Source organism: Flavobacterium artemisiae (genome assembly GCF_042678225.1).
In the GTDB taxonomy this organism is placed as follows: domain Bacteria; phylum Bacteroidota; class Bacteroidia; order Flavobacteriales; family Flavobacteriaceae; genus Flavobacterium; species Flavobacterium artemisiae.
Genome location: NZ_JBHUDZ010000007.1, coordinates 1 through 19,585, shown reverse-complemented (window position 1 = coordinate 19,585; position 19,585 = coordinate 1). Strand labels below are relative to the sequence as shown.

Genomic DNA, 19,585 nt, shown 5'->3' with positions numbered 1-19,585 from the left:
AAAAATACATGCTGTATCATTTTCTAAAAAAGCTTTTTATATTTTCCGCTGTACTTGCTGGACTTTCTGGCTATGCGCAGGATTTAAAACTGCAATACAATCAGCCTGCGGTTGAATGGACAGAAGCGCTTCCAATTGGAAATGGAACGCTTGGTGCAATGGTTTTTGGCCGAGTAGATTCAGAATTAATTCAACTAAACGAGGCGACTTTATGGAGTGGCGGACCTGTACAGAAAAACGTAAATCCGGATGCTTTTAAAAACCTTGCTTTAATTAGAGAAGCGCTTAAAGCGGAAGATTTTGACAAAGCTTATAATCTGACCAAAAATATGCAGGGCGCTTACAGTGAGAGTTTTATGCCTTTAGGAGATCTGATTTTAAAACAAGATTTCGGTGGAAAAAAAGCAGATTCTTATAACAGAAGTTTGGATATTCAAACCGGATTAGCCGTAACCAATTTTAAAGTTGACGGCGTAAGTTATAAAAGAGAAATCTTCGCATCTGCACCTGCACAATGTATTGTTTTGAAACTTTCGGCAGATCAAACAAAGAAACTTTCAATTACACTTGATGCTTCCAGTCTTTTAAGAAATGAAAAATCAATAAACGATAAATCTTTGGTTTTAAAAGGAAAAGCACCTTCACACGCCGATCCAAATTATATCGATTACAATAAAGAACCTGTTATTTATGATGATCCAACTGGATGCCGCGGAATGCGTTTTGAATTAATCGTAAAACCAATTGTAAAAGAAGGAACGGTAAGTTATGAAGGAAACAAAATCGTGATTAAAAATGCTTCAGAAATAGTACTTTTTATCTCGGCTGCAACCAGTTTTAACGGATTCGATAAATGTCCAGATAGTCAGGGAAAAGACGAACATGCCTTTGCTGAAAATCAAATTAAAAAAGCATCAGTAAAAAAATATGATAATTTAGTTAAAGAACATCTTCAAGATTTTCAAAAATTATTCAATAGAGTATCTTTACAATTAAATGAAAAAGAAAATAGTAAATCCAATCTTCCAACAGATATTCGTTTGGAACAATATGCTAAAGGAGAAAAAGATGCTGGATTAGAGGCTTTATTTTTTCAATACGGTCGTTATTTATTAATTTCTTCCTCTCGCACACACAACGCACCAGCGAACTTACAGGGAATTTGGAACAATAAACTTCGTGCGCCTTGGAGCAGTAATTATACAACGAACATTAATCTTCAGATGAATTATTGGCCCGTTGAATCGGCAAATTTATCCGAATTGTTTTTTCCGCTTGACGATTTTGTAAAAAATGTTTCTGTAACAGGAGCCGAAACAGCCAAAAGTTATTATCATGCCAATGGCTGGGTTTTGCATCATAACTCAGACATCTGGGCTACAACAAATCCCGTTGGAGATTTTGGAAAAGGAGACCCAATGTGGGCAAACTGGTATATGGGGGCCAACTGGTTAAGCAGGCATTTATGGGAACATTATCAATATACAAGTGATAAAGAATATCTCAAAAAAGTATATCCGATCATGAAAGGCGCGGCTGCATTTAGTTTAGATTGGCTGCAAAAAGATAAAGATGGATATTTGGTAACAATGCCATCCACTTCTCCAGAAAACAAATATTATTATGATGGCAAAAAAGGAGGTGTTGTCACAACTGCGTCTACAATGGATATTGGTATTATAAAAGATTTATTTGAAAATACAGTTGAAGCTTCTAAAATTCTAAATACTGATGCTGATTTCAGACAAACTGTAAGTAAAGCGGAAGAACAATTATTACCATTTAAAATTGGAAGTAAAGGACAGCTTCAGGAATGGTATAAAGATTTTGAAGATGAAGATCCGCATCACAGACATACTTCGCATCTTTATGCTTTGCATCCTGCTAATTTAGTTTCGCCTCTTAAAACACCAGAGTTAGCAAGTGCTGCTAAGAAAACGCTGGAACTTCGCGGAGACGATGGAACGGGCTGGAGTTTAGCATGGAAAGTAAATATGTGGGCAAGACTTTTAGACGGAAATCATGCTTATAAATTATTTAAGAATCAGTTGAGATTGACAAAAGATAATGATCCTAAGTACAAACGACAGGGAGGCTGTTACCCGAATTTGTTTGATGCACATCCGCCATTTCAAATCGATGGAAATTTTGCGGGCACGGCAGGCGTAATCGAGATGCTGCTGCAGAGCCAGAACAATGAAATTCATTTGCTTCCTGCTTTACCAGACGCTTGGACAGATGGAGAAATTAAAGGTATAAAAGCTAAAGGCAATTTTACTGTAGATATAAAATGGAATGATGGTAAAATGAGTCAGACCAAAATCGTATCGAATAAGGGAGGTACTTGTAAAATAAGATCTGCAGAACCTTTCGTAATTGAAAAACTGAATATCAAAAGCGAAAAATCAGCTATTGGGTATACCGCTGTTTTTGAGACCAAAAAAGGCATTTCTTATATCATAAAATCTCTTTAATAAACTTTCATTTAACAACTAAAAAAAATATAGAGTGTTTAAAAATAAAATTTTACTGCCCGCACTTTTTCTTACGTGTTTTTCGGCGTTAGCTCAAATTTCGTTTGGAGATGCAAAGAAAATAAATGACAACTGGAAATTTAACCTTCAGGATATTTCCGATGCTAAAAATAGCACTTTTGACGATAGCAAATGGCAACAAGTAAATGTGCCGCATGACTGGAGCGTAAAAGGACAATTGAGTCCGACTTTGGCAAGTTGTACAGGTTATCTGCCGGGAGGAATTGCTTGGTACAGAAAATCAATCAATATTCCGCAGAGCAAAGCGGGAGAAAAAGTGTATTTGTATTTTGAAGGCGTTTATAACAGAAGTGAAGTTTTCATCAACGGGCATTCGTTAGGAAAACGTCCAAACGGATATATTTCATTTGCTTATGATGCGACAGAATTTGTCAAATTTGGGAGTGAAAATAGTATCTCGGTTCGTGTAGATCACAGTCAAAGCGCAGATTCAAGATGGTACAGCGGTTCTGGAATTTACAGAAATGTCTGGCTGGTGTACGCAAATCCGGTTCACATAGCGCAATGGGGAGTTTATGCCTATCCTGAAGTACAAAATGGAAACGGAATTTTGAATGTTGAAGTGGAAGTAGAAAATAATGCTGCTGTAAAAACAGCTCTAACCGTTGTAAATGAATTATTTTTTAAAGGAAAATCTATTGCAAAAGTTTCTTCAAAGACAGCAGTTTTGGCTAATGCAAATGGAAAAATAGCAGTAAAAATCTCGGTTAAAAATCCACAGTTATGGGATTTAGACAATCCGAATTTGTATCAGCTAAAAACTACGATTTTGCAAAACGGAAAAGAAATCGATAGAACCGAAACGCAGACTGGTTTTAGAACTTTTACATTCGATGCCAATAACGGTTTTGCCCTTAACGGAAAATGGATGAAGATGAAAGGCGTTTGTCTGCATCACGATGCCGGCGTTTTAGGATCGGCAGTTCCAAGAGAAGTTTGGAAAACGAGATTAGAAACATTGAAAGAAATTGGCGTAAATGCCATTCGTACCAGTCATAATCCGCAGGCGCCGGATTTCTATGAACTTTGTGATGAATTGGGTTTATTGGTTTTGAATGAAGCTTATGACGAATGGGAATTTCCAAAACGCAAATGGTTACAAGGCTGGAATTACGGTACGCCGGGTTATGAAGGCTCGTTTGATATTTTTGCCGATTGGGCAGAAAAAGATTTAGAAGATTTTGTGAGACGCGACAGAAACCATCTTTCGGTTTTTGCATGGAGTATTGGCAACGAAGTAGATTATCCAAACGATCCGTATTCGCATCCAGTTTTAGACAAAGGAAAAGATGGTTTCGGACAAGCCACTTACGGCGGATACAAAAAAGATGCTCCCGATGCCATGCGTCTTGGAGCAATTGCAAAACGTCTGGTTGCAGCAGTTAAGAAATACGATAAATCACGCCCCACAACGGCAGGTTTGGCTGGAGTGGCCATGTCTAACGAAACAGAATATCCAGGCGCTTTGGATATTACGGGATATAATTATACCGAAAGTAAATACCAGTCAGATCACGAGAAATATCCAAATCGCGTTATTTACGGAAGTGAAAATACACACGACATGCAGCCGTGGCTCGCAGTTAAAAACAACAAACATATTTTCGGACAGTTTCTCTGGACAGGAATTGATTATTTGGGAGAATCAGGAAAATGGCCCTCTAGAGGATTTTATTCTGGTTTGGTTGATTTTGCGGGCGTTATTAAACCGCGAGGATATTTCCGTCAGTCGTTATGGTCCGATAAACCAATGATTTATTTGGGAACTTATCCGCTTATAAATGAAAAAGATATTTCGAAAGATGCGTGGTCAATTTGGAATTACGAAGAAGGACAAAAAATCCGTGTGGTTTGTTATACGAATGCAACAAAAGCACGTTTGGAATTGAACGGAAAAGTTGTCGGCGAAACAAAATTATACGATGAAAAAACTGGAATTATTTATTGGGATATTCCATTTACATCAGGAAAATTAGAAGCAGTTGGATTGGATAAAAATGACAAAGAAGTAAGCCGTTATGCAATTAATTCCACACAACAGCCTTTTGAATTAACGATTGCGGATAAAAATATTAGCATAAGCAAAGACAAAGGAGTGGCAAAAATCATGGTTCAAGTAAAAGACCAAAACGGACTTCCCGTTATGCTTTCAGACAATGAAATAACTTGTACGATTTCGGGCTCTGCAACTTTATTAGGTCTAGAAGCGGGAAACAACAGCGACATGACCGATTATACAGATAATGTTCAGCGTGTTTTTCATGGACATATTGCAGCATATATTCAGGCAAATGGCGATTCGACAGAACCAATTAAAGTGAAATTCACAAGTCAATGGTTAAAACCTGTTGAGGTTACCATTAATGTAAAATAATTAAAACTTCCTGTGAGAAGAACTCGCAGGTCAAAATCCCAGAGGGATTAAATATTTATAGAAATAAAATAGGTAAAGAGCAGATTTCCAGCGGGATGATATGTCGCTCCCGTGGAGCTTTTTAAAACGAATAGATTAATCAACTACATATATAACGCTCATCCAGAGCTCAATGTCTTATTAACTCATCAACTATGAAAAATAAAATAACATTGGTATTAGGAATCATTTTGGTTTCGATCGCTTCACATTCGCAAAATAAAACATTTCAAAAAGAAGAATTTAAACAATGGGCGCAAACGCCTCCAATGGGCTGGAATAGCTGGGATTGTTACGGACCAACAGTCGAAGAACATGAAGTAAAAGCCAATGCCGATTATATGGCAAAAGAGCTTAAGAAATTTGGCTGGGAATATATAGTGGTTGATATTCGATGGTTTGTCGAAAATGATAAAGCAGGAGGTTACAACCAAACCGATCCGCGATATGTAATAGATCAATACGGGAGATATCTGCCAGCAGTAAATCGTTTTCCATCAGCGAAAGACGGAAAGGGTTTTAAACCGTTAGCCGATTATATTCATAAAAAAGGATTAAAATTCGGAATTCATATCATGCGCGGCATTCCTAAAAAAGCGGTTGAAGATAAATTACCAATTAAAGGCGCTAACGGAATTACAGCTGACCAGATTTATACAACAGCTTTACAATGTGAGTGGTTACGAGATAATTATACTGTTTTGGCAGACAAACCAGGTGCACAGGAATATTACGATTCTATTTTTGAATTGTACGCACAATGGGGCGTAGATTTCATTAAAATTGATGATTTATCAAGACCATATCACGAAGGCGAAATCAATTTAATTCGAAACGCCATTGACAAATGCGGGCGTAAAATTGTCCTAAGTACTTCGCCGGGAGAAACACCGATTTCTGCAGCTCAACACGTAAGCACGCATGCTAATATGTGGCGTATGGTAGACGATGTTTGGGATACATGGCCTCACATCACCCATTTAATGGATGTGGCCCAAAAATGGTATCCGTATATCGCGCCGGGAACATGGCCGGATTGTGATATGATTCCGTTAGGAAGAATTTCAATCAGAGGCGAGCGCGGAAAAGATCGAATGACGCGTTTAACAAAAGACGAACAATATACTTTAATTACGTTTTTCAATATTTTCAAATCACCATTATTTTTTGGAGGTGATTTACCTAGTAATGATGCTTTTACACTTTCATTATTAACGAATAAAGAAGTCGTGAAAATGCATAACGAAAGCACAGATGTAAAACAACTTTTTCAGAAAGACGGAAAAATTGCTGTGACTTCAAAAGCAAAAGACGGCAGTATCTATCTCGCATTATTTAATATTGCTGACAATGCTTCGCAAAAAGTCTCTGTAAATCTCTCAGATCTTGGAATTGTAGGTTCTGCAGAAGTTATAAATATGTGGACAGGTGGAAAATCAAAAGTAACCTCAAAAGAAATTGGTGCCGATTTAAAACCGCACAGTTCTGTTTTATATCAATTAAAAAGTAAAAAATAAATGAAAAGTATATTTTTTAGTCTGTTCTCATTATTCGCCGCTTTTAATTTTTGTCAAGCTCAGAATAATGTAAAAGATGCTCCGCCAGCCCTTGCAGAGAAAGATTTGACAGCTTATTTGTTCGTTTATTTTGTCGGAAATAAAATCGAAGAAGAAGCGGTAAATTATGCTGTAAGCACAGACGGTTATCATTATTACAGCCTGAATAATAACAAGCCAATTTTAGACAGTAAAATAATCAGTTCAACGGGCGGCGTTCGTGATCCGCATATTTTGCGTGGTGAAGACGGGAAGACGTTGTATATGGTTTTGACCGATATGACTTCTTCAAAAGGCTGGGACAGCAATCGTGCAATGGTTTTGCTGAAAAGTACCGATTTGGTAAACTGGAAAAGCAGTGTGGTTAATATTCAAAAAGCATTTTTGGGAAATGAAGATTTAAAACGAGTTTGGGCGCCACAGACTATTTACGATGCAAAAGTGGGCAAATACATGATTTATTTTAGTATGAAACATGGTAATGAGCCAGATAAAATTTATTACGCTTACGCGAATGCAGATTTCACGGCTTTAGAAAGTGCTCCAAAACTGCTTTTCGTTCCAAAATCAAAAGGCGCTTGTATTGATGGCGACATAATTTTGAAAGATGGAGTTTATCATCTTTTTTATAAAACAGAATCGGAAACGGCAGGAATAAAAACTGCCGTAACCACTGATTTGACTTCTGGAAATTGGACTGAAAATGATAATTATCTGCAGCAAACCAAAGAAAAAGTAGAAGGTTCGAGTATTTTTAAACGCAATAATTCCGATGAATATATTTTGATGTACGATTTGTATTCAAAAGGGAAATATCAATTTACGAAAACCAAAGATTTAGAAAATTTTACGGTTATAGACAATGATATTTCAATGGATTTTAAACCGCGTCACGGAACGATTCTACCGATAACGCGTTCTGAATTAAAACGAATTACTGCAAAATGGGGAATGCCGTCACAGCTTCCAAAAATAAATAATAATCCGGTTTTAGAAGGTTATTACGCAGATCCTGAAATTCTGTATTCAAACAAAACAAAAAAATATTATATCTATCCAACAAGCGACGGATTTAATGATTGGTCTGGCTATTATTTCAAAACATTTTCGTCTGATAATTTAGTAGATTGGAAAGACGAAGGTATAATTCTGGATCTAAAAAAAGACGTGCCATGGGGAAACAGAAATGCATGGGCGCCTTGTATTGTGGAGAAAAAAATCAAAGGAAAATACCAATACTTCTATTATTTCACAGCTGCACAGAAAATTGGTGTTGCGGTTTCGGATCATCCAACGGGACCTTTCAAAGACAGCGGAAAAGCGATTGTTGCCTCAAAACCAGAAGGCATAAAAGACGGTCAGGAAATTGATCCTGATGTTTTTACAGATCCAAAAACAGGAAAAAGTTATTTGTATTGGGGAAATATGTATATGGCCGTTGCAGAATTAAATCCCGATATGGTTTCAATAAAAGAGGGAAGTACTAAAATAATTGAAGTAAATAAAAGCTTTAGAGAAGGAACATATGTCATTTACAGAAACGGGAAATATTATTTCTTTTGGAGTGAAGACGATACGAGAAGCCCGAATTACAAAGTAAGATACGGGATTTCAGATTCACCGCTGGGACCTTTAGAAATTCCTGAAAATAATATTGTTATTCAGGGAATTCCGAAGCAGGTAATTTATGCCACGGGACATAATTCGGTTTTACAGATTCCGGGAAAAGACGAATGGTATATTGTATATCACAGATTCTCTTATCCAACAGGCATCAAAATGGGGCGAGCAGGCGGTTTTCATCGAGAGGTTTGCATTGATAAATTGGAGTTTGATGCGAATGGAAAAATAATTGAAGTACAACCGACTCTTGAAGGGATATTGCCTTTGAAATAGAGGAGCTTGTTGAGGTTTTTACAGCAAAGTTTGTTGAGGATTTTAACGCAAAGTTTATTGAGATTTTAACGCAAAGTTCGCTAAGGTTTTTTTGAAGTATTTTGAACTCAGTTTAAGTCCGCAAAGCTTTGCGAACTTAAACTATACGCAAAGTATCTTAAAAAAAAATCTTAGCGAACTTTGCGTTAAAAAAACTCAGCGATTAAGCAAAGCAGAAGTTTCATTAATCAAAGATTTCATCAATTCATCAGCGCTGTGATATTTTAGGGAACCGTTATTTTGTCCGGACCAAAAACTAATCATATCAGTTCTATTTTGTGCTATGGCGGCAACTCGAAGCGGAGCAATTAATTTGGTTTGTAAGGGGAAAGGCAAAACTTCTGCCTCAAAAGGAACACCTTCAGAAATTTTATTGCTAATCATTCTGCCCATTCTTCCTGTTAAGGATTTTGAAACTGTAGTATGATTCAAAGCTCCAGAAAACAAAACTTCCTTGTGAAGCGGATGCGCACCTGATTCATCTGTAACCATAAATGCAGTTCCTAATTGTACAGCATCAGCACCTAAAGTTAATGCAGCTTTAATACCTTTTGCGTCTACAATTCCACCAGCAGCAATAATGGGTGTTTTTATTTTGGCTTTAAGTTGCTGCAAAAGCGAAAATAATCCTGTAAAAGAATCTTGAGCAGGTCTTAGAAACGACGGTCTATGGCCACCGGCTTCAAATCCCGCAGCTACAATGGCGTCTACCTGCGCTTCTTCAAGTGCGTACGCTTCATCTAAAGTTGTTGCCGCTCCAACGGTTTTGATGCCTAATTTCTTGCTTTCTTTGAGAATTTCTTTTGATGGAATTCCGAAAATAAAACTAAAAACGGCAGGATTTATTTCGAATAAAACTTCAACTTGTTTTTCAAATTTTGATGGAATATCTGCAGTTAAATCCGGTAACGGAATCCCTAATTCGTCAAAATAAGGCTTATAAAGCTGCTTGATTTTTTCTATTTTTTCTGACGGATAATCGATTAAAGTTTTGTCTACATCATTTACCCATAAATTGATGTTGTACGGTTTATTGGTGACTTCTTTTATTGCTTTTCCAGCTTGACGAATTTCTTCTGGTGTTAATGTATAAGCGCCAAAACTTCCCAATCCTCCGGCGTTGCTTACAGAAGCCAATAAAGCGGGAGTTGAAAAACCACCGCCCATTGGACCTTGTAAAATTGGATATTGAATGTTTAGTAATTCGGTTATTTTAGTTGAATTCCACATTACTTATTTGTTTACGTGTGTTAGCAATTTGTTTACGATTACCCATTTGCCGTCAACAACAGCAAGGCTTAATTGATCGTAGTAGTTATATTCAAAGATCGGAACTTTAACTTTGGCAACAGCAGTATGATTGATGATTTCTAAAGAAATTATTTCCATTTTGAATTTTTCTCCAAGTTCGTTCGGACTTTTACGATTTTTTACGCCTTCTAGATATTGATCTACAGTTTTAAAATAAGGAAGGCCTTTGATGTCTCCCACTATTAAAGCTTTTGGATGAAATGTTTTTTCTAACAAAGCGGTGTCACCATTGTAAATTCCGTTAAAGTAGTTCATAAGCAGCGTAGTAATTAAAGCCGCGCTTGTACTGAAATTTTCCATGATTTTTTATTTTAGATTGTTGATTTAGATTATTTGAAATTCATATTTGATTGTTTCAAGCAGATTTTAGAGATTAAAGCAGATTTAAATTGATTATCTGTTGCATCTGATTAATTTTTTTATCCCGATAGCTATCGGGAGCATGAAATAAAATCTCGCAAAGTCGCTAAAACGCAAAGTTTATTCTCTTTTTTGTATTTCTCGTTCCTCGGGATGACAGGATTGTGAAAGAACGAATTACGTCTTGTGAAACCGTTTGCCCGCGAGAGGGATGGGAGCAAGCTACCGAAGTAGCGCGGACAGCCCGACAGCATTAGGGAAAGGGGCAAATGAAGACAAAGTTTGGCATGCCCCTTTTTCTAATGGTGTCTCGCCCTAATTATTTTAGATTTTAGATTTTAGATTGTGGCTCTACTTTGCGGGCTTCGACTTCGCTCAGCGTGACAATTAGATTAAATGTTTTTGCTATCAAATGCTGTGTCCGGCAACGTGTCCGCCATCTAAATTAATAATTTCTCCGGTAACAAAATTACTTTCAGCTAGATATAGTGCCAATTCGGCGACATCTTGCGTTTCTCCGATGCGATTTAGTAAGTGTAAACCTGCTAATGAATCGGCGTTGTCGACTCCGGTTTTTGCTTGAAGCGGACTTCTGATGATTCCGGGCGCTATGGCATTGACGCGGATATTGTTTTTTCCGAATTCTGCAGCCAATTGTCGGGTAAAGGCATGAATACCGCCTTTGCTTGAAATGGGAGCCGTTGCGGGAAAACCGTTAATAGCGTGATCAACCAAAACTGTTCCGATATTGATGATATTTCCTTCTCCTTGTTTGAGCATTTGTTTTACAGCCGATTGACTAGTAAAAAATGTTCCTTTTAGGTTGATGCTTAAAAAACGATCTAAGTCTTTTTCTTCGACATCTAAGAAAGATTTTGGTTCAAAAATCCCTGCATTATTGATTAAAACGTCTACTTTTCCGAAACGTTCTATGGCAGTTTCTACGAGTTTTTTTCCAGTTGCAATAAGACTTATATCGCCAGAAACCATTGCTATTTTTTCTGTATTATTTAATTCGTTGTAAGTGTTTTCAAGATTGGCTGCGTTTGCCGAATTAATGACTAAATTATGTCCTTTTTCTAAGAACAGCTGGGCAATTGCTTTTCCGATTCCGGTTGAAGCACCAGTTATGATTACTGTTTTCATTTTTTTTATGTATTAATGGTTTAGCATATAGAAACATAGTTTTTTGCTTGTAAGGAATATTTAAGAGCAATCTCTTTCTTCTGCACAAAACAGAGCTATGTGAATTATAACAAGTGAAACGCTTTTTTTTGAGTTTTTAGAACTATGTCTCTATGTGTTAGAATAATTACTTATTTTTTTGAGCTGTGATTCCTTTTTCGCGGAGAACAGAAACTTGTTCGCCCGCAAAACCCCAGTCGTCTAATTCTATTTCCTGAATCACTACATGTGTGAGGCTGGGATCTTTGTCTAAAACGTCGGTAATAAGATGGGTAATTCCGGCAATTAATTGCTGTTTTTGCTCTCTGGTAACGCCTTCGCGTGTAACCTCAATTTTTACGTACGGCATGACTTTTTGATTTTGAATTATTGATTAAGAAAGAGTTGCTGTAAGCGCTACGTCAAGTTCAAACTCGTTGTAGATTAGTGTGTCTCCAAGATTGGTAAAGAAATTTCCAGAACGGAATTTCATATCGTATTTGGTACGATCGATGATGATTTTGCCTGAAGCTTTAAGTTCGTTGTTAACAGTTTTTGCTTCTAAATTAAATCCGATTGGGTGTGTGATTGCTTTGATAGTCAAATTTCCTTCAACAAAATAATGGTCAGCAGTTTGTTTTTCTACAGAAGTGATGTCTAAAAACGCTGTGTTGAATTTGTCTGTAGAGAAAAAATCATCTGAAGCCAAATGTCCAGCAAATTGTTGATTGGTTGCAGGATCTGTTACGTCAAGGATTTTGATAGAAGTAGTGTCGATAACTACATTTCCGCCGGTAAGATCGCCGTTTGTAAAAGTGAAGTTTCCGTTTTCGATAGCAATTGTTCCGTTGTGAGAACCAGTTACTTTTTTACCGATCCAGTTTACGCTGCTTTTTGCATTTTCAATTTTAAAATTTTGAGTTTCCATAATAGTGTACTTTTAAATTGTTATTAATTTACAGTACAAAGGAATGGCGATATCAGAGATGGGTTACGTGATGTAGATCACATTCGTAAACAACTATTTTGAAGCGTTGTATAATCGGCTTAAAGTTTCTCTTGAAACGCCGAGATAAGCAGCAATTAAATGTTTTGGAACCATATTATAAAGTGCAGGATAGAGCTTTAATAGTTCTTCGTATCTTGTTTTCGCGTCGTTATTCATAAAAGAAAGCAATCTTTTTTGAGAAGCTACATAACCGCGATTGGTTCTCCATCTAAAAAAATGTTCCGCCTGATGCAATTCACTGCAAAGTTTTTCACGATTTGCATTAGAAAGCGAAAGAATTTCAACATCAGAAACACAGTCTACATTTATGGTCGCTTTCGTATTGTTGTAAAGCGCAGCATAATCAGACGCCCACCAAGTTGGCATAGCAAATTGCAAGATGTACATTTTGACTTCGTCGTTGACAAAAAATGCTTTTAGACAACCTTCAATTACAAAATATTCTTTTTCAACTATTTGTCCTTCAGTAATAATACTTTGCCCTTTCTTAAAAGTTTCTGGCTTAAAATGCGAAAAGAAATAATCAAATTCTTTATCCGTTAAAGATGCAATTTTTAATACGTGTTCTTTTAAGATTGTTTTTGCATCCATTTTTGAAGTTTTTAGATCTTGTAAAAGTAGTATTTAAGATAATTCGGCAGGTATTCTCTTCAAAATTAATAATGCGAAATTAAATAAAAGTTAAAATAATTTTTATTTTAGACCGAACGGTCTTATATTTGCAGAGTCAAAAATGAGAAAGTGATGAGTAAAGCAGAAAGAACCAGACAATTTATTATCGAAGCATCAGCACCTATTATTAATAAAAAGGGAGTTGCCGGAACTTCTTTGACTGATATTATGGAAGCTACAAAACTAGCCAAAGGCGGCATCTATGGTAATTTTGAAAGTAAAGAAGAGATTTGTGTCGAAGCGTTTTTGTATTTAAGATCCAATCTAGCCAACAAATTGGATTTGGCAGTTTCTCAAGGAAATTCGGCTCAAAGTAAGTTTTTTAATTTAATGGATGTTTATAAAAATGATATGAACATGGTGGAAGGCTGTCCGATTTTAAATTTTGGTACAGAAGCTGATGACACGAATCCTGTAATGAAAGAACATGTAAAAAAGGCCGCTTTTTCTTCTCAAAAGAGATTTTTTACAATACTTGAGGATGGAATTAAAAACAAAGAATTAGCAGTAGATTTAAATCCAGAAGCATTCAGCATCAAGATTTTTGCAATGGTTGAAGGAGCGATTTTGTGCGGTAAATTGGTTGGAAATCAACAAATGGTAATCGTTTTGGATAGTATCAAAGAGGAATTTAAAAGATATGTGTTATAACATATTTTTTTTGCTCAATTTTAGACCGATCGGTCTTTTTTAAAATAAAAGTTTAATAATTAAATATAAAAACAATGTCTAAAGTAATTTTTATAACAGGAGCCACAAAAGGATTTGGAAGAATCTGGGCAGAATCATTTTTAAAGCGCGGTGATAAAGTCGTAGCAACGGGAAGAAACACCGAGGCACTTCAGGATCTTAAAAAACAATATGGCGATTTGGTATTGCCTCTTAAACTGGATGTTAATGATCGAAATGCCTCTTTTGAAGCGGTTAAAACGGCCAAAGATCATTTTGGAAGAATAGATGTTTTGATAAATAATGCTGGATACGGTTTGTTTGGCGCAGTTGAAGAAACTACTGAAGAAGAAGCAAGAAACCAAATGGAAACAAACTTTTTTGGTGTGCTTTGGTTATCTCAAGCGGTTTTACCGATTATGCGCGAGCAAAAAAGCGGTCATATTATTCAAGTGTCCAGCTTTTTAGGATTGGTTACACTTCCAGTTCTCGGACTTTACAATGCTTCTAAATTTGCTGTTGAGGGTTTAAGCGAGACGCTGGCATCAGAGGTTAAAGGTTTTGGAATCAATGTTTCGCTGGTAGAACCAAACGGCTATAGTACAGATTGGTCGGGCGCATCGGCTTTTCAAACCCAAAGTATGGAAGTTTACGATGCTGTAAAAGCTGGTTTTAATGAAGCATCTTCTGCGCCAGGAATTTTTGGGAATCCAGAAGCGACTGCCAATGTAATTCTAAAATTGGTAGACAATCCAAATCCACCATTGCGATTATTGTTTGGTTCAGTTGCTTATGCAGCCGTAACAGAAACGTACAAACAACGTTTGGAAAGTTTTGATGAATGGAAAACAGTTTCTCTAGAAGCACACGGAGCATAATTTAGAAAAAAAAAAAAATGAGAATTTTAAAAGAAAATCACCAAGGTTTTAGTACTATACTGGCCTTGGCTTTGATTCCGTTATCTGGTTTTGCGACCGATATTTATTTACCGTCTTTGCCTGCCATGGCAAATGATCTAAATGTTTCTGCGTCGGCTGTACAGCTTTCGCTGGTAGTATTTATGTTCAGTGTTGGTATAAGCCAGTTTTTTATCGGAAGTATTCTAGATAGTTTTGGAAGATATAAAATTGGTCTCGTTTCGCTTGGATTATTTTCTTTGACCAGTTTTGTGATTGCATTAGTCCCAAATATTTATGTGATTTATGCGATGAGAATTATTCAGGGAATCACGATTGCGCTTATTGTTGTGGGTAAAAGAGCTTATTTTGTGGATCTTTTTTCGGGCGAAAAACTAAAAAGTTATATTAGTTTATTTTCAATTATTTGGGCAACGGCACCTATTATGGCTCCATTTTTAGGAGGTTATCTGCAAAGTAGTTTTGGCTGGAAATCTAATTTTTATTTTCTAGGCGGATTATCATTTGCTTTCCTGATTTTAGAATTGATTTACAGCGGAGAATCTTTAAAATATTATCAGCCATTTAAATTAAAATCAATTGCAGCAACTTATAAAGGAATGCTCCAAACTGCTGATTTCACATTAGGTCTTCTTATTATCGGAATTTGTTTCGGAATCGTAATTGTGTACAGTTTATCAAGTCCGTTTATTATAGAACGCGTTTTGGGTTATTCGGCAATTACAACGGGTTATAGTTCTCTATTGTCTGGTTTTTCATTAATGATCGGCGGAATTATCGCTAAATCTTTAATCAAAAAACCTTTGGCTCAAAAAGTAGGAACAGCGTTTGGAATTCAGATTATCTTGGTTTTACTAATGATTTTTACTTCCTCATATACTAGTAATCTGTATACTTTAATTGGGTTTATAATCGGAATTCACATCGCAGGCGGCTTTATTTTTAATATAGTCTATGGCTATTGTTTAACCCGTTTTACCAAAAATGCCGGAGTTGCCAGCGGACTTACAGGCGGCGTAATGTATATGATAAGTTCTATTTTCAGTTACGGATTTGCTAATTTATTCGAAGTAAAAAGTCAGTTGTTGCTTGGTGCTGCAGATCTTTCATTGCTTTTAATCGTAACCGTTTTGTTTATGATTTTTAATAGTTACAGAGTAAAAAGTCTGGTTTTGCAAACAATTAAGGAATAAATAGATCTAGATAAACGGCCGTAGTAATGAGAATTGATATAAACTTCTAGAGTTAGATAAAGAGAAAATTTTGAGTAAAACATTTTGGGTTGTAAATTTCTAATTTATTTTGCAATACATAAGAAATGCATATATTTGTCAAGCAAATAAGTATTAAATGAAAAACCTAATTAACAGCGCAATTATTAACAGCATTATTATCATTAGATAATTATGTGAAGGAGCGTTGTATAAATTAATCAAGATATAATTTTGAAAGCCTCCCAATCTGGGAGGCTTTTTTGTTTTAAACAACTATGAAAAATTTAGGAACTATTATTATTGCAATTATCATTATTGGTCTTTTATGACGAATGAGGATTTTATTGCCATTTGCAAACCTTTCTCAATGTCAAAATGAGAAAGGTTTTTTTTTGACATCAAGGTAAATAAATTAAGAAAAATCAATACTAAAATTTAAATGAAAGAAGATTATAATTTCAAAATTTCAATAACAGCGGCTTTATTTAAAGTATGTACAAATACCGTGATGGATAAAGATTTAACAGCTGTATTATTTAAAGTATATAATGCCAGTCCTTTGATTATAGAAAAAGAGCATACCATTTTTGAAGTATTAGGAAGTGAAGATAAAATCAATAAACTCAAGTTATATTTAGAGGATAACGGACTTATTGAATGTATAATGAGCAATAAGATAGCACTTTGAATAAATAAAGCCTTTCATTTTCGACTTTGAAAATGAAAGGCTTTATTATGGTAATTAGTAAAAAGATCTTAGTTTAAAACTGCACTTTCACTATAAACAATACCTTCGTAACAAGCATTATAGATAGCTTTTAAATCTTCTAGGCTTGGAACACGAGGATTAAAACCGGTACAAGGATCAACTAAAGCATTGCCTGCAATATAATCAAGGTTTTTGATCCAGTCTTCTTTAGAAATTCCAAATTCTTTAAGAGATCCAATATTATTGACATCTTTTCTAAGTTTTTCGATAGCAGTTGCTAAGCCTTCAGCAGTTTCTTCTCCAATAACTTTTGCTAATGCCGGATATTTATCTGTTGCTGATTCGTTGTAGCGAATAACGTTTGGAAGGAAAATAGCATTTGCACATCCGTGGGGAATTCCATAAAGAGCACCTACTTGATGGGAAAGAGAATGCACAATACCCAGCCAAGCATTATTAAAAGCAAGTCCAGCCATAAAAGAAGCGTCGTGCATGTTTTGGCGTGCAGCGATATTTTCTGGATTCTTAACCGCTTCTGGCAGGTTATTAAAAACAATTTCTAAACCTCCTTTAGAAAGCACATCAGCATAATTGTTATCAATATTAGAAACAAATGCTTCTACACAGTGCGTTAATGCATCAAGACCTGTATTGCTTGTAATGTGCGCAGGCATTGAAGCGCATATTTCTCCGTCAACAATAGCGATGTCTGGTGTTAATTCGTAAGATACGATTGGATATTTCACTCCTTTTTCGCGATCTGTAATAACAGCTAAACCAGTTGTTTCTGTTCCTGTTCCGCTTGTAGACGGAATAGCAATAAATTTAGCTTTGTTTCTTAAAACAGGAACGCTGAAAGGTTTAATAAGCGAATCAAAATCGGTATCAGGATATTCGTAAAAAATCCACATAGTTTTAGCCGCATCAATTGCAGAACAACCTCCTAAACCTACAATCCAATCAGGCTGAAATTTTAACATTGCCTCAGCACCTTTAAGACTTGTTGCAGATGACGGATCTTCTTCCACACCATCAAATATTTTAGTTTCAATACCAGCTTCTTGTAAAAAAGCTACAGCTCTGTCAAGAGTACCGCTTTTTTTCATAGAACTGCCGCCTGTAACGATAATTGCTTTTTTCCCTTTAATGTTTTTTAGCTCTTCAAGACTACCAGCACCGTGGAAAACCTCTGAAGCAATAAATAATTTGCTCATTTTTATACCTAATTTAATTATGAGACAAAGGTAAAAGAGGTGTAGGCGGTGCTGTTATACAAACAGTACTATGCGATATAAATTTGCGCCAATTCCTGCTGTAGCTCGGTTGGAGTTTCTTTGAGTTTTGCTTTAACGAATTTATTTAATGCAGATGGAGAACTAAATCCCAAATCAAAAGCAATCTCTTTATGAGACAGATCTGAAAAAAGCAATTGTCGTTTTATTTCAGTTAAAATTCGGTTATGAATTGCATTAATAGCGGTTTCGCGACAATGTTTCTTGGTAACATTGTTGAGTTTTTTTGTACTGACCGCTAGTTGGTCTGCATAATACTGAACAGTTCGCTGTGTTTTGTAATGCTGATTCAATAATTTTTTGAAACGAAAGTAAATTACTTTATCTGCTTCTTTTTCCTGGTGTAAAACAGGATGCTGACCGTGAATAGATTCTATAAGTCCAAGAAGAAGCACCTTGATGTAAAAACGCGCCTGTTCTTTTTTGATTAATGTTGGAGCATCGTAAATGTTCTCAATATCTGCTGTAATTTTAAGACTGTTTTTAAATTCTTTTTCAGAAAGTAAAATGCAGTTTAGATGAACAGAAAGATTTACGTTATATGCGCTGAGTTCATTTTTAAGAATATCAGAACAAAAGAGTACTTCTTCAAATAAGATTACTTTACCATGTAAATCGGAACTAGCGTTCGAAATAAAATGAACTTGATCAGGAAACACAATCGAAATTTTTCCTGCTTTCAAAAAATGCTTTCGATCTTCTATATGTACTTCCATAGTACCAGCCTCAATTACTAAAATACAGAAATGATCTTTTTTATGAGGTTGTAAATATGCGGGATTAAAACTGCTATTCAAATCAAAGACACGAAAAGACAAATTTCGATCTTCCATTTTCTGAATATGCTTTTTTATTTCTATTCGATTTAAATTCATAAATGCAAAACTATTTCATTTTTAATCAGCATTGAAATTATTGAATAGATTAATTTCATTTACTGTGCATTCAGAATTACCTAAAAATAACGAGATATACCTAATAAGTAACTTCTCGTTTCCTTATATAATATATCAAAAAATCCAGCTTTATTTTTATACATATATAAGTAGAACTATTTGGTCTGCCAACAGGTCTTAATAATCGGTTAAGTTTTTAATACATATTATATATGTAAAGAATTTTGATCAGAGTCAAACGAAGGCGATTTTGAATTGGAATTTAAAAAATGGAATTTCAATAATAATAAGGAGCTGATACCTGCTGTTCCTTCCAATCTTTGGGGCCGAACCCCGGCCCCAAAGGATTTTCCCTCTCATCAGGGCTAGGGCAGTAGTTTTCAAAAGAAATTTTAGGGGATAAAAAGGATATTAAAACTAAAAAAGCACGGCTGAAAACTAAAAACTCCATAAAAACGAAGATAGAAAACAAGCGGAAAATATAGAAATAACAGCGAAACAAAGAAAAAACCTACAGGGTAAGGAAAAATGTTTAATCGTAAATAATATGTTTCCAGTGAGTTAAGAAATAAATAAAAAAAAGAATAAAAATAGTTGAGAAAAAAGCTTGCGTAACTCAATAAAGGTGCTATTTTTGCACCCGCAACAACGAAAACGCTCATTGAAATACTGGAAGAGAAATTAACAAAAAGGAGACGAAAAAAAAGTTTCAAATTTTTTTAAATTTTTCTTGCAGGAAACAAAAAGAAGTTTTAGTTTTGCACCCGCTTTGAGAAACAAGCGGAAAACAAGAAATTACGTTCGTAGACATATTGAATTGACAGCCGTTTTAACAGAGATGTTAGAACAAAGAAATAAGAGTAATAGAATCGAGAGATTCGAATAAAGAACCGAGAGTATTTATCGCATAATA

The 19,585-nt window shown here is 35.5% G+C and carries 16 protein-coding genes; 8 read left to right on the top strand and 8 right to left on the bottom strand.

Annotated elements, in window-relative coordinates; all coding sequences use genetic code 11:
* The first annotated feature begins 8 nt into the window (after nt 1-8).
* From ACFSC2_RS05415 to ACFSC2_RS05400, 4 genes are all read left to right on the top strand, one after another.
* Nucleotides 9-2,474: a glycoside hydrolase family 95 protein gene (locus ACFSC2_RS05415; protein ID WP_379816386.1), complete on the top strand. Its 2,466-nt coding sequence runs from the start codon at nt 9-11 to the stop codon at nt 2,472-2,474.
* 34 nt (nt 2,475-2,508) lie between these two features.
* On the top strand, nt 2,509-4,929 hold the full coding sequence (locus tag ACFSC2_RS05410; RefSeq protein ID WP_379816385.1) for a glycoside hydrolase family 2 TIM barrel-domain containing protein: 2,421 nt from the start codon (nt 2,509-2,511) through the stop codon (nt 4,927-4,929).
* A gap of 194 nt (nt 4,930-5,123) precedes the next feature.
* Nucleotides 5,124-6,485, top strand: coding sequence for a glycoside hydrolase family 27 protein (locus ACFSC2_RS05405; protein ID WP_379816384.1), 1,362 nt, complete (start codon nt 5,124-5,126; stop codon nt 6,483-6,485).
* Entirely contained in the window at nt 6,486-8,420 is a 1,935-nt protein-coding gene (locus ACFSC2_RS05400) for a glycoside hydrolase family 43 protein (protein WP_379816383.1), read from the top strand.
* A gap of 195 nt (nt 8,421-8,615) precedes the next feature.
* On the opposite strand, the gene ACFSC2_RS05395 is transcribed toward ACFSC2_RS05400, so the two are convergent.
* The 6 genes from ACFSC2_RS05395 to ACFSC2_RS05370 all read right to left on the bottom strand — a co-directional run bounded on the left by ACFSC2_RS05395 (nt 8,616) and on the right by ACFSC2_RS05370 (nt 12,894).
* Entirely contained in the window at nt 8,616-9,689 is a 1,074-nt protein-coding gene (locus ACFSC2_RS05395; protein ID WP_379816382.1) for an NAD(P)H-dependent flavin oxidoreductase, read from the bottom strand.
* 3 nt (nt 9,690-9,692) lie between these two features.
* Nucleotides 9,693-10,070 carry a nuclear transport factor 2 family protein gene (locus ACFSC2_RS05390; protein WP_379816381.1) on the bottom strand — a complete coding sequence of 126 codons (378 nt, stop codon included), beginning with the start codon at nt 10,068-10,070 and terminating at the stop codon, nt 9,693-9,695.
* 468 nt (nt 10,071-10,538) lie between these two features.
* The gene (locus ACFSC2_RS05385) at nt 10,539-11,276 is read right to left on the bottom strand and encodes an SDR family NAD(P)-dependent oxidoreductase (RefSeq protein ID WP_379816380.1); all 738 of its coding nucleotides are present in this window, start codon (nt 11,274-11,276) and stop codon (nt 10,539-10,541) included.
* A 166-nt stretch (nt 11,277-11,442) separates the two neighbouring features.
* Entirely contained in the window at nt 11,443-11,664 is a 222-nt protein-coding gene (locus tag ACFSC2_RS05380) for a tautomerase family protein (RefSeq protein ID WP_379816379.1), read from the bottom strand.
* Nucleotides 11,665-11,688: 24 nt separating this feature from the next.
* Nucleotides 11,689-12,222: a YceI family protein gene (locus tag ACFSC2_RS05375; RefSeq protein ID WP_379816378.1), complete on the bottom strand. Its 534-nt coding sequence runs from the start codon at nt 12,220-12,222 to the stop codon at nt 11,689-11,691.
* A gap of 93 nt (nt 12,223-12,315) precedes the next feature.
* On the bottom strand, nt 12,316-12,894 hold the full coding sequence (locus ACFSC2_RS05370) for a Crp/Fnr family transcriptional regulator (RefSeq protein ID WP_379816377.1): 579 nt from the start codon (nt 12,892-12,894) through the stop codon (nt 12,316-12,318).
* Nucleotides 12,895-13,047: 153 nt separating this feature from the next.
* Between ACFSC2_RS05370 and ACFSC2_RS05365 the strand changes: the two genes are divergently transcribed.
* From ACFSC2_RS05365 to ACFSC2_RS05350, 4 genes are all read left to right on the top strand, one after another.
* Entirely contained in the window at nt 13,048-13,626 is a 579-nt protein-coding gene (locus ACFSC2_RS05365; RefSeq protein WP_379816376.1) for a TetR/AcrR family transcriptional regulator, read from the top strand.
* A gap of 74 nt (nt 13,627-13,700) precedes the next feature.
* Nucleotides 13,701-14,522, top strand: coding sequence for an SDR family NAD(P)-dependent oxidoreductase (locus ACFSC2_RS05360; RefSeq protein WP_379816375.1), 822 nt, complete (start codon nt 13,701-13,703; stop codon nt 14,520-14,522).
* Between the two features lie 17 nt (nt 14,523-14,539).
* Entirely contained in the window at nt 14,540-15,754 is a 1,215-nt protein-coding gene (locus ACFSC2_RS05355) for an MFS transporter (protein WP_379816374.1), read from the top strand.
* A 460-nt stretch (nt 15,755-16,214) separates the two neighbouring features.
* A complete protein-coding gene (locus tag ACFSC2_RS05350; RefSeq protein WP_379816373.1) occupies nt 16,215-16,463 on the top strand; it encodes a hypothetical protein in 249 nt (82 codons plus the stop codon).
* A gap of 68 nt (nt 16,464-16,531) precedes the next feature.
* On the opposite strand, the gene ACFSC2_RS05345 is transcribed toward ACFSC2_RS05350, so the two are convergent.
* Both ACFSC2_RS05345 and ACFSC2_RS05340 read right to left on the bottom strand, forming a co-directional pair.
* Nucleotides 16,532-17,698 carry an iron-containing alcohol dehydrogenase gene (locus ACFSC2_RS05345; protein ID WP_379816372.1) on the bottom strand — a complete coding sequence of 389 codons (1,167 nt, stop codon included), beginning with the start codon at nt 17,696-17,698 and terminating at the stop codon, nt 16,532-16,534.
* Nucleotides 17,699-17,766: 68 nt separating this feature from the next.
* Entirely contained in the window at nt 17,767-18,651 is an 885-nt protein-coding gene (locus ACFSC2_RS05340; RefSeq protein ID WP_379816371.1) for an AraC family transcriptional regulator, read from the bottom strand.
* Nucleotides 18,652-19,585: the final 934 nt, after the last annotated feature.

What these genes read in the sequence shown, in the direction of transcription:
- ACFSC2_RS05360 (WP_379816375.1), top strand. Translation starts at nt 13,701, where the DNA reads ATGTCTAAAGTAATTTTTATAACAGGAGCCACAAAAGGATTTGGAAGA.
- ACFSC2_RS05370 (WP_379816377.1), bottom strand. Translation starts at nt 12,894, where the DNA reads ATGGATGCAAAAACAATCTTAAAAGAACACGTATTAAAAATTGCATCT.
- ACFSC2_RS05415 (WP_379816386.1), top strand. Translation starts at nt 9, where the DNA reads ATGCTGTATCATTTTCTAAAAAAGCTTTTTATATTTTCCGCTGTACTT.
- ACFSC2_RS05365 (WP_379816376.1), top strand. Translation starts at nt 13,048, where the DNA reads ATGAGTAAAGCAGAAAGAACCAGACAATTTATTATCGAAGCATCAGCA.
- ACFSC2_RS05400 (WP_379816383.1), top strand. Translation starts at nt 6,486, where the DNA reads ATGAAAAGTATATTTTTTAGTCTGTTCTCATTATTCGCCGCTTTTAAT.
- ACFSC2_RS05350 (WP_379816373.1), top strand. Translation starts at nt 16,215, where the DNA reads ATGAAAGAAGATTATAATTTCAAAATTTCAATAACAGCGGCTTTATTT.
- ACFSC2_RS05380 (WP_379816379.1), bottom strand. Translation starts at nt 11,664, where the DNA reads ATGCCGTACGTAAAAATTGAGGTTACACGCGAAGGCGTTACCAGAGAG.
- ACFSC2_RS05340 (WP_379816371.1), bottom strand. Translation starts at nt 18,651, where the DNA reads ATGAATTTAAATCGAATAGAAATAAAAAAGCATATTCAGAAAATGGAA.
- ACFSC2_RS05385 (WP_379816380.1), bottom strand. Translation starts at nt 11,276, where the DNA reads ATGAAAACAGTAATCATAACTGGTGCTTCAACCGGAATCGGAAAAGCA.
- ACFSC2_RS05405 (WP_379816384.1), top strand. Translation starts at nt 5,124, where the DNA reads ATGAAAAATAAAATAACATTGGTATTAGGAATCATTTTGGTTTCGATC.
- ACFSC2_RS05375 (WP_379816378.1), bottom strand. Translation starts at nt 12,222, where the DNA reads ATGGAAACTCAAAATTTTAAAATTGAAAATGCAAAAAGCAGCGTAAAC.
- ACFSC2_RS05390 (WP_379816381.1), bottom strand. Translation starts at nt 10,070, where the DNA reads ATGGAAAATTTCAGTACAAGCGCGGCTTTAATTACTACGCTGCTTATG.
- ACFSC2_RS05345 (WP_379816372.1), bottom strand. Translation starts at nt 17,698, where the DNA reads ATGAGCAAATTATTTATTGCTTCAGAGGTTTTCCACGGTGCTGGTAGT.
- ACFSC2_RS05395 (WP_379816382.1), bottom strand. Translation starts at nt 9,689, where the DNA reads ATGTGGAATTCAACTAAAATAACCGAATTACTAAACATTCAATATCCA.
- ACFSC2_RS05355 (WP_379816374.1), top strand. Translation starts at nt 14,540, where the DNA reads ATGAGAATTTTAAAAGAAAATCACCAAGGTTTTAGTACTATACTGGCC.